At 71.9% G+C, this 7,466-nt stretch carries 10 protein-coding genes; 7 read left to right on the top strand and 3 right to left on the bottom strand.

What is annotated here, in order from left to right; translation table 11 throughout:
- Both J1M39_RS07085 and J1M39_RS07080 read left to right on the top strand, forming a co-directional pair.
- Positions 1 to 127, top strand: a 127-nt coding sequence (locus J1M39_RS07085; protein ID WP_144819981.1) for an integrase core domain-containing protein, incomplete at its 5' end; no start/stop codon positions are given.
- Between the two features lie 9 nt (positions 128 to 136).
- On the top strand, positions 137 to 1,039 hold the full coding sequence (locus J1M39_RS07080; RefSeq protein WP_070709475.1) for an SIR2 family NAD-dependent protein deacylase: 903 nt from the start codon (positions 137 to 139) through the stop codon (positions 1,037 to 1,039).
- Here J1M39_RS07080 and J1M39_RS07075 read toward each other — a convergent pair.
- The 3 genes from J1M39_RS07075 to J1M39_RS07065 form a co-directional block, all read right to left on the bottom strand.
- Complete coding sequence (locus J1M39_RS07075; RefSeq protein ID WP_206496616.1) at positions 966 to 2,372, bottom strand: deoxyguanosinetriphosphate triphosphohydrolase; 1,407 nt, start codon at positions 2,370 to 2,372, stop codon at positions 966 to 968. The genes J1M39_RS07080 and J1M39_RS07075 overlap by 74 nt on opposite strands.
- Complete coding sequence (gene dusB, locus J1M39_RS07070) at positions 2,365 to 3,678, bottom strand: tRNA dihydrouridine synthase DusB (protein WP_241253900.1); 1,314 nt, start codon at positions 3,676 to 3,678, stop codon at positions 2,365 to 2,367. Before dusB ends, J1M39_RS07075 begins: the two co-directional genes overlap by 8 nt.
- Positions 3,679 to 3,796: 118 nt before the next feature.
- Complete coding sequence (locus J1M39_RS07065) at positions 3,797 to 4,213, bottom strand: ankyrin repeat domain-containing protein (protein ID WP_206496615.1); 417 nt, start codon at positions 4,211 to 4,213, stop codon at positions 3,797 to 3,799.
- A 139-nt stretch (positions 4,214 to 4,352) separates the two neighbouring features.
- Here J1M39_RS07065 and J1M39_RS07060 point away from each other — a divergent pair, with 139 nt between their 5' ends.
- The 5 genes from J1M39_RS07060 to J1M39_RS07040 all read left to right on the top strand — a co-directional run bounded on the left by J1M39_RS07060 (position 4,353) and on the right by J1M39_RS07040 (position 7,461).
- Complete coding sequence (locus J1M39_RS07060; RefSeq protein WP_100058355.1) at positions 4,353 to 4,607, top strand: LLM class flavin-dependent oxidoreductase; 255 nt, start codon at positions 4,353 to 4,355, stop codon at positions 4,605 to 4,607.
- Positions 4,608 to 4,650: 43 nt separating this feature from the next.
- Entirely contained in the window at positions 4,651 to 6,087 is a 1,437-nt protein-coding gene (locus tag J1M39_RS07055; protein WP_070708917.1) for a recombinase family protein, read from the top strand.
- 393 nt (positions 6,088 to 6,480) lie between these two features.
- Positions 6,481 to 6,729, top strand: coding sequence for a hypothetical protein (locus J1M39_RS07050; protein WP_007321353.1), 249 nt, complete (start codon positions 6,481 to 6,483; stop codon positions 6,727 to 6,729).
- 61 nt (positions 6,730 to 6,790) lie between these two features.
- Complete coding sequence (locus J1M39_RS07045) at positions 6,791 to 6,934, top strand: hypothetical protein (protein WP_206496614.1); 144 nt, start codon at positions 6,791 to 6,793, stop codon at positions 6,932 to 6,934.
- Positions 6,907 to 7,461: a hypothetical protein gene (locus tag J1M39_RS07040; protein WP_206450900.1), complete on the top strand. Its 555-nt coding sequence runs from the start codon at positions 6,907 to 6,909 to the stop codon at positions 7,459 to 7,461. Before J1M39_RS07045 ends, J1M39_RS07040 begins: the two co-directional genes overlap by 28 nt.
- Positions 7,462 to 7,466 lie beyond the last annotated feature (5 nt).

Here is a 7,466-nt window from a genome sequence, read left to right as displayed (position 1 = left end):
GCGTGAGGCCCTGGCGGTGTGGGTGAACCACTACAACTACCATCGGCCTCATACCTCCTGCGGAGACGCTCCTCCGGCCTCACTGGCACCGACCCGAGTCAACAACGTCATGCCCTCCTACACCTAGGCTGGGGACATGGCCGATCCGCACCCCGTCCTCGCCGCCTCCGCCCCCGACCTCGACCCTGACGTGCTGGACGCCGTCCGCGCGCTCGTGGCCGCCGCCGAGCGTCCCGTGGTGCTCTCCGGGGCGGGGATGAGCGCCGAGTCCGGCATCCCCACGTTCCGCGACGCCCAGACCGGCCTGTGGGAGCGGTTCTCCGCGGAGGAGCTCGCCACGGAGGAGGCATTCCTCGCGGATCCCGCGCTCGTGTGGTCCTGGTACCGGTGGCGTGCCCGGATGGTGCGGGCCCGCCAACCGAATCCGGGGCACGACGCCGTCGCCGTCTGGCAGCGCCGCACGCCCGGCCTGGAGGTGGTCACCCAGAACGTGGACGACCTGCACGAGCGCGCCGGCGCCCGGGTCCTCGCGCACCTGCACGGGTCCCTGTTCGAGCACCGCTGCGCCGACTGCGGGGCCCCCGCCGACGTCGATCCGGGCGCGCCCGCGGACGAGGCGACGGCCGGCTCCGAGGCCGACCTCGAGGCGATGCTCCGCGAGGCACCGCCGGCCTGCACCGTGTGCGGGGACGGGCTGATCCGCCCGGGGATCGTGTGGTTCGGGGAGATGCTGCCGGCCGAGCCCTGGGACCGCGCCTTCGCCGCGCTCGAGGACTGCGACCTGTGCCTGGTGGTCGGCACCTCGGGCATCGTCCAGCCGGCGGCGTCCCTGCCGTTCGTGGCGCTGGGGGCCGGGGCCGCCGTCGTGGAGATCAACCCGGTGGAGACCGAGCTGAGCGGCGCGGTCACGCACGTCCTGCGGGGTCCCGCCGGCGCGGTGCTTCCCGCGCTGCTGGACCCGCCGGTCAGAGCCAGACGCGCCGGAACTCCGCGCCCTGCACCAGGGTGTGATGCCACTCGACGGCGGTCGAATCGGTGAGCGAGGCGATCTGGTCGATCACCACGCGCCGCCGGGCTGCGTCGTCGGGGGCCTGCGCCCAGTCGAACGCGAACATCGGCTCGAGGTACCGGTCCCCCGTCGCGTCGAGCAGCGTCACGAGCTCCGCGAGCACCTCGCGCTGCCGCGCGTAGAGCGGCTGGCGCTGCTCGGCGGTCATCACGTAGGCCGCCGCGATGCCCTTCATCACGGCGATCTCGGTCTCCGTCTCCTCGGGCACCACGACGTCGGCGCCGTGGCGGGTGAGCGGCTCGTTGCCGAACACCTGACGCGTGGCGTCGAAGGCGGCGCTGCAGAACCGGCCGATCAGCTGGCTCGTCATGTCCTTCATCGCCGCCAGCGCCCGCCGGGAGCCGTCCATCTCGGAGACCCACACGTCGGTGGCCTCGAGGCGGGCCAGGGCCGCGTCGACCTCGGCCGGGTCCGTGTGCGGCAGGTACCACTGGCGGGTGGTCTCCACGACGCGCTCCCGGTGCTCCGGGATGGCCAGCCACTTGAGCTGGAACACGGCGTTGACCACGCCGTCCTCGACGTCGTGCACGGAGTAGGAGATGTCGTCCGCGAGGTCCATGACCTGGGCCTCCATGGACGTGCGCGTGCCGGGCACCCCGGCGCGGAACCAGCGGAACACGGGCAGGTCGTCCTCGTAGACGCCGAACTTGCGCGAACGCGTGCCGTCGGGGCGCAGCGGGGCGTCCTCACGGGTCCACGGGTACTTGCATGCGGCGTCGAGGGCGGCGCGCGTGAGGTTCAGGCCCGCGGAGGAGCCGTCCGCGAAGAGCTTCTTCTGCTCGAGGCGGGCCAGCAGCCGCAGGGTCTGGGCGTTGCCTTCGAAGCCGCCGACGTCCTCGCTGGCCGCGTCGAGCGCCTTCTCCCCGTTGTGTCCGAAGGGCGGGTGGCCGAGGTCGTGGGACAGGCAGGCGGTGTCCACGAGGTCGGGGTCGCAGCCCAGCGACCTACCGAGCTCACGTCCCACCTGCGCCACCTCGAGTGAGTGCGTCAGGCGGGTGCGGGCGAAGTCGTCCGCGTCCGGGGCGACCACCTGGGTCTTGGCCCCCAGCCGGCGCAGGCCCGCGGAGTGCAGCACGCGGGCACGGTCCCGCTCGAAGTCCGAGCGGTAGGAGGACTTGGGCGGCTCGGGCAGCCACCGCTCCCGGTCCCACGGCGTGTAGCCGGGGGTCTGCACGGCGCGGCCGGCATACGGGGGCCGGCCTTCCGGGCCGAACAGCACCGGCTGGTGGGCGGCGCCGGTCCAGGGCGACGACGGCGCGGCGGGCGTTCCGGCGGAGGGCACCGGCGTCGTGGGCTCAGCCACCGGAGACGTCCAGCTCGGCGGCGGCGATCATGGCCTGCTGCTCGGCGTTGAGTTCGCGGGAGTCCAGCCAGCCGTCCGGCAGGTGCGGTCGCTTGGGGGCGCCGGCCCGGCCGCGGGGGCCCTCGGCGGCCTCGCCCGGGTAGCGCTGGTCCCGGTCCACGCGGGCGAGGATCTCGCGCATCGTGGCCAGGTCCGGGACGGTGGACAGCGCGGTGCGGATCTCGGAGCCCACGGGGTAGCCCTTGAAGTACCAGGCCACGTGCTTGCGGATGTCCCGCAGCGCCTTGAGCTCGTCGCCGCCGAAGGTGTCCACGAGCAGCTCGGCGTGGCGGTACAGCGTGTCCGCGACCATGCCCAGGGTCGGCTGGAACCGGTCCTGGCGGCCTTCGAACGCGGCCTGCAGGTCCCCGAACAGCCACGGCCGACCCTGGCAGCCGCGGCCGATCACGACGCCGTCCACGCCGGTCTGCTCGACCATCGCGATGGCGTCCTCCGCGGACCAGATGTCGCCGTTGCCGAGCACGGGGATGTCCGGCAGGGCCTCGCGCAGCCGGGCGACGTCCTCCCACACGGCGGTGCCCGAGTAGAACTGGCGGGTGGTGCGCCCGTGCAGGGCCACGGCGGCGACGCCGAGGTCGCGGGCCGTGCGGCCGGCGTCGAGGAAGGTCAGGTGGTCCTCGTCGATGCCGCGACGCATCTTCACGGTCACCGGGATGTCCTTCTTCGCCGCCTCGGTGACGGCGGCCTTGACGATGGAGGCGAAGAGCTCGGACTTCCACGGCAGGGCGGAGCCGCCGCCGCGGCGGGTCACCTTGGGCACGGGGCAGCCGAAGTTGAGGTCGATGTGGTCCGCGCGGTCCTCCTCCACAAGCATGCGCACGGCGGCGCCCGTGGTGACCGGGTCCACGGAGTAGAGCTGGACGGAGCGCGGGACCTCGTCCGGGTCGTGCCGGATGATGCGCATCGACTCGGGCTTCCGCTCGACCAGCGCGCGGGCCGTGACCATCTCGTTGACGTAGAGGCCGCCACCGTACTCGCGGCACAGGCGGCGGAACGCGGTGTTGGTGATGCCGGCCATGGGGGCCAGGACCACGGGCGTCTCGATCGTCAGCGGGCCGAGCCGCAGCGGAGGCAGCGTGAGGCGATCCGTGGTGGGCGCGGCGTGGCGGCCCTCGTGGAGCTGGTCGTCGTCGGCGATGCGGCGGCCCGCACCGGCGGACTTGGCGTAGTGCGCGGCGTGGGGGTCGACGACGTCGGGGGCGCCGTCGACCGCCGCCGCGGCGGGGAGGGTGTGGGAAGAAGTCATGTCGGGTCCATTCTTCCATTCCGCCCGGCACCCACGTCACCGTGCCCCACGACGAGGCCCGCTGGGAGGCGATCGCCGAGGCGCCCCGCCAGGACGGGCAGACCGTCGTCCCGGCGGGTCAGGCCTCCGACGCCGGCGCCGCGTCCCCGCCGTCGAGCACCGCCAGCAGGTCATCGCCGGCGAACATCTGGGCGGTCTGGCGCGCCGAGGGGGTGCCCGCGTCCGGGTCCGCACCGGCGGCCAAAAGATGGCGCATGGAGGCGACGTCCCGCTTGAACGTGGCGCAGGTCAGGGGGCGCTGGCCGCGGTCGTTGGCGTGCTCGATCTCGGCGCCGGCCTCGATCAGCATCGCCACCGTGTCCGGGTGCTCGTGATAGGCGGCGAGCGTGAGGAAGGAGTCGCCCGCGTGGTTGCGCAGGCGCGTGCTCACCCCGGCGTCCAGGTATGCCTTCAGCTGGGCCGTGTCCCCGTCCCGCGCCATGTCGAAGAGCCGGTTCGCCAGCTCGATGTCCTTCTCGCTCCACTGCTCACTCATGCCCGCCAGTATGGCGGACGCCGCGACGATCGACCGCTCCGCAGCGACATCTCCGCGGGTCTGCCCGCAGGTGATGTCGCCGGCCGGCGGTCAGACGAGCACCGGGAACAGCCCCGCCCGCCCCGCGGTTGCACCCGGCATGACCCGCAAGCACCTCGGCTTCCTCAACTTCGGCCACTGGATCCACCGTCCCGGCGCCGAACCGGACGCGCGGCAGGCGCTCGACGACGTCGTCGCCATGGCCGTGGCCGCCGAGGACGCCGGACTCGACGGCGCCTGGCTCCGCGTCCACCACTTCCAGCGGATGTTCTCCTCGCCGTTCCCGATCCTCGCCGCGATGGCCGCCCGCACCGAGCGGATCAGCCTCGGCACCGGCGTGATCGACCTGCGGTAGCGCATGTCGGGGTTGCAACACTCGTCCACGTAAGCTTGGTTGCATGGTCGAACTGGTAGCGCTGAGGAAGACGAACGAGGTGGCGGCCTACGTCCGCGCCTCCATGGACCGCAAAGGCGACCGCTGGACGGTCGATACACAACTGAGGAAGATCAGGGCATTGGCCGAGGCCAAGGACTGGAACGTGGTCGAGGTCTACGAGGACAACGCGGTGTCGGCGACGAAGAAGCGTCGAGCTGGCACCCGCTGGGCCGAGATGTTGGACGACGCCCGAGCAGGTCGATTCTCGATGGTCGTCGCCGTGGACATGGACCGACTGCTGCGGAGCACGAAGGACCTCAACACGCTGATCGACCTCGGCCTGCGCGTCGTCACAGTGGACGGCGAGATCGACCTCTCGACGGCCGACGGAGAGTTCCGAGCGACGATGCTCGCCGCTCTCGCCCGGTTCGAGGCTCGACGCAAGGCGGAGCGGCAGATCAGGTCGAACGAGCGCCGCCGCGCTGAAGGCATCCCGGCGTCCACCTGGAAGGCGTTCGGTTGGACGAGGGAGGGCGAGCTGATCGAGGAGGAGGCCGCCGCAGTTCGGCGGGCCTTCGATGCGTTCCTCGGTGAGCCGTCGCTGTCGATCCGTCGCATCCGGGAGGACTTGAACAGCGCTGGCCACCTCACCGCCCGCGGGTCGGAGTTCTCCGTCGATGCTGTGCGGTATCTGCTGGCGAACTCGCTCTACGCTGGCTTCATCCGCCACTACAAGACCGGCGAGCTGTACCCGGTGCAGGGCGAGGCGTTCCCGCCCATCGTCGGCGAGCAGACGTGGCGGGCCGCGGTGGCGAAGCTGGAGGACAACGTGCGGAGGTCGGCGAGGCAGGGCAATCAGCCGAAGTACCTCCTGTCCACGATCGGCCTCTGTGGGAAGTGCGGCGCGACGCTCGTCTCGGGGACGAACAGCCGCAAGCAGCCGACGTACCGTTGTGGCGAGCAGTTCCATCTCACCCGCCAGCGCGAGCCCGTCGATGCGATGGTCACCGAGGCGGTGCTCACGCGCCTGTCGTCCGTGGACGTGCACGACCTCGTGATGCCGCAGGAAGCCGCCGGGCCGGATCGCGAGGAACTGCTGACCGAACGGAACGCCCTGGTCGAGCGGGTGAAGGAGCTGAGCCCGCTGCTGCGCGACATCCATCAGCCGGTCCTGGAGATCACGGCGGCGATCAACGACGTGAAGGCTCGCATCGACGAGATCGACGCGGAGCTGCTCGACCGCTCGGTGTCGGTGGCGGCGAAGCTGCTGGCGGAGGTCGATGAGCCGGTCGGCACCGCGGAGCGCCGCGAGGTTGTCGAGTCGAAGTGGAAGGCGTTGGACATGGACCGTCGCCGGATGCTCGTGGACGAGCTGGTGACGGTGACCATCGAGCCCATCATGCCGGGTCACGTGAAGTTCGACCCCGATCTCGTGCGGATCGAGCCGAGACGCGACTGACTCATGACTCGACTCGTCATTGCACTGGTGAGTCGAGTCATGGAAGAATGGTTGCAGACAAGAAGATCCCACCGGGGCCGCGACTTAGAAGCGCGGGGTTCTGCTCCCGGATGAGTAGCCGGTCAAACAGCCCAATTACCGTGGCGGGGAACCGGAAGATACTCATGTCTGAGGACTTCCGATGTCTGTCGTTATCGACGTTCCCCGCGCATCCGCGCTCGTCCGCCCTGGCCTCGATCAGGGCTCCGCTCCTTCTCCGCAGGCAGACGGCCACGATCCCGTCATCGCCGCCGCCCGCGCCGCTGGCCGCCGAGCCGGTGAGCGCCTGGCACTCACTCCGCTGACCCCGCGCCAGCGCGCCGCCGTTGCCTCTGTGATGGGCGGTGGTCGCTGATGAGCGCGAACTCCGCCGCCTTCGATCACTTGACCGGCTTCCGCTGGCGTCAGGGCGACCCGTCCCTCGCCGACGCCGAGGCCCAGCTCTACGACCTCGGCGTGCTCCGCTCTGTGCTGGAGGAGGCCGTCGAGATCGCCGTCGCCGACGCCCGAGCCGATGGGGTGACCTGGGCCAGGATCGGCGACGCCCTCGGCGTCACGCATCAGGCTGTCATCAAGCGCTACGGCCGGGGCGGTGGTCGCTGATGTACGCTGAAGCGTCCCGGGTGCGATGCCGCTTCCTTTCGAGTTCGAGAGGATGTTGTTCATGCCGAAGAAGTTCGATCCCGAGGTGAAGGACCGCGCGGTGCGGATGGTCCTGGACCGTGTCGAGGAAGCCGGGTCAGTCACGAAGGCCCCCAAGCCCTCCCCCGCCGCGCCGCCGTGGCCGTGCTCGTCCCCGCCGTGGTGATCGCGATGGCCGGGTTCGGCGTGGAGGAGTTCGGCAACGCGTGGGCCACCCTGTTCCTGATCACGGAGCGCGGCCTGGATCCGGCCGCGGCGGTGCTCGGCGCGTCGACGCTGCTGGGCGCGCAGTTCGTCGGACGCCTCGCGGGCGACCGAACCCTCACCGCCCTGGGACGCCGCGGGGCGCTGACGGCGGGGCTGGGCGCCGTCGTCGTGGGGCTGGGGCTGGCCCTGGCGCCGCTGCCCGAGCCGGTGGCCGTGCCTGCCGCGTTCGCGGGGCTGGCCCTGGCGGGGCTCGGCTGCGCCGTGGTGGTGCCCGTGGCCTATGCGCTCGGCGACGAGGCGCCCGGGCTCCGGCCGCAGACCGGGCTGGCGGTGACGAGCTGGTGCATGCGGCTGGCCGGGGTTGGGCTCAGCCCGGCGGTCGGGGCGCTGGCCGGCGCCGTCGGTCTTGCACCGGCGCTGACGGTGTTCCTGGGCCTGGCCGCCGTCGGGGCGGTGCTCGCCGCCCGGCTGCCCGCCGCCCCGTAGGAACC

The organism is Micrococcus sp. KRD077 (assembly GCF_017168505.1).
Lineage (GTDB): Bacteria > Actinomycetota > Actinomycetes > Actinomycetales > Micrococcaceae > Micrococcus > Micrococcus luteus.
The sequence above is the reverse complement of the archived record's forward strand: the minus strand, read 5'-3'. Positions and strand labels throughout refer to the sequence as shown.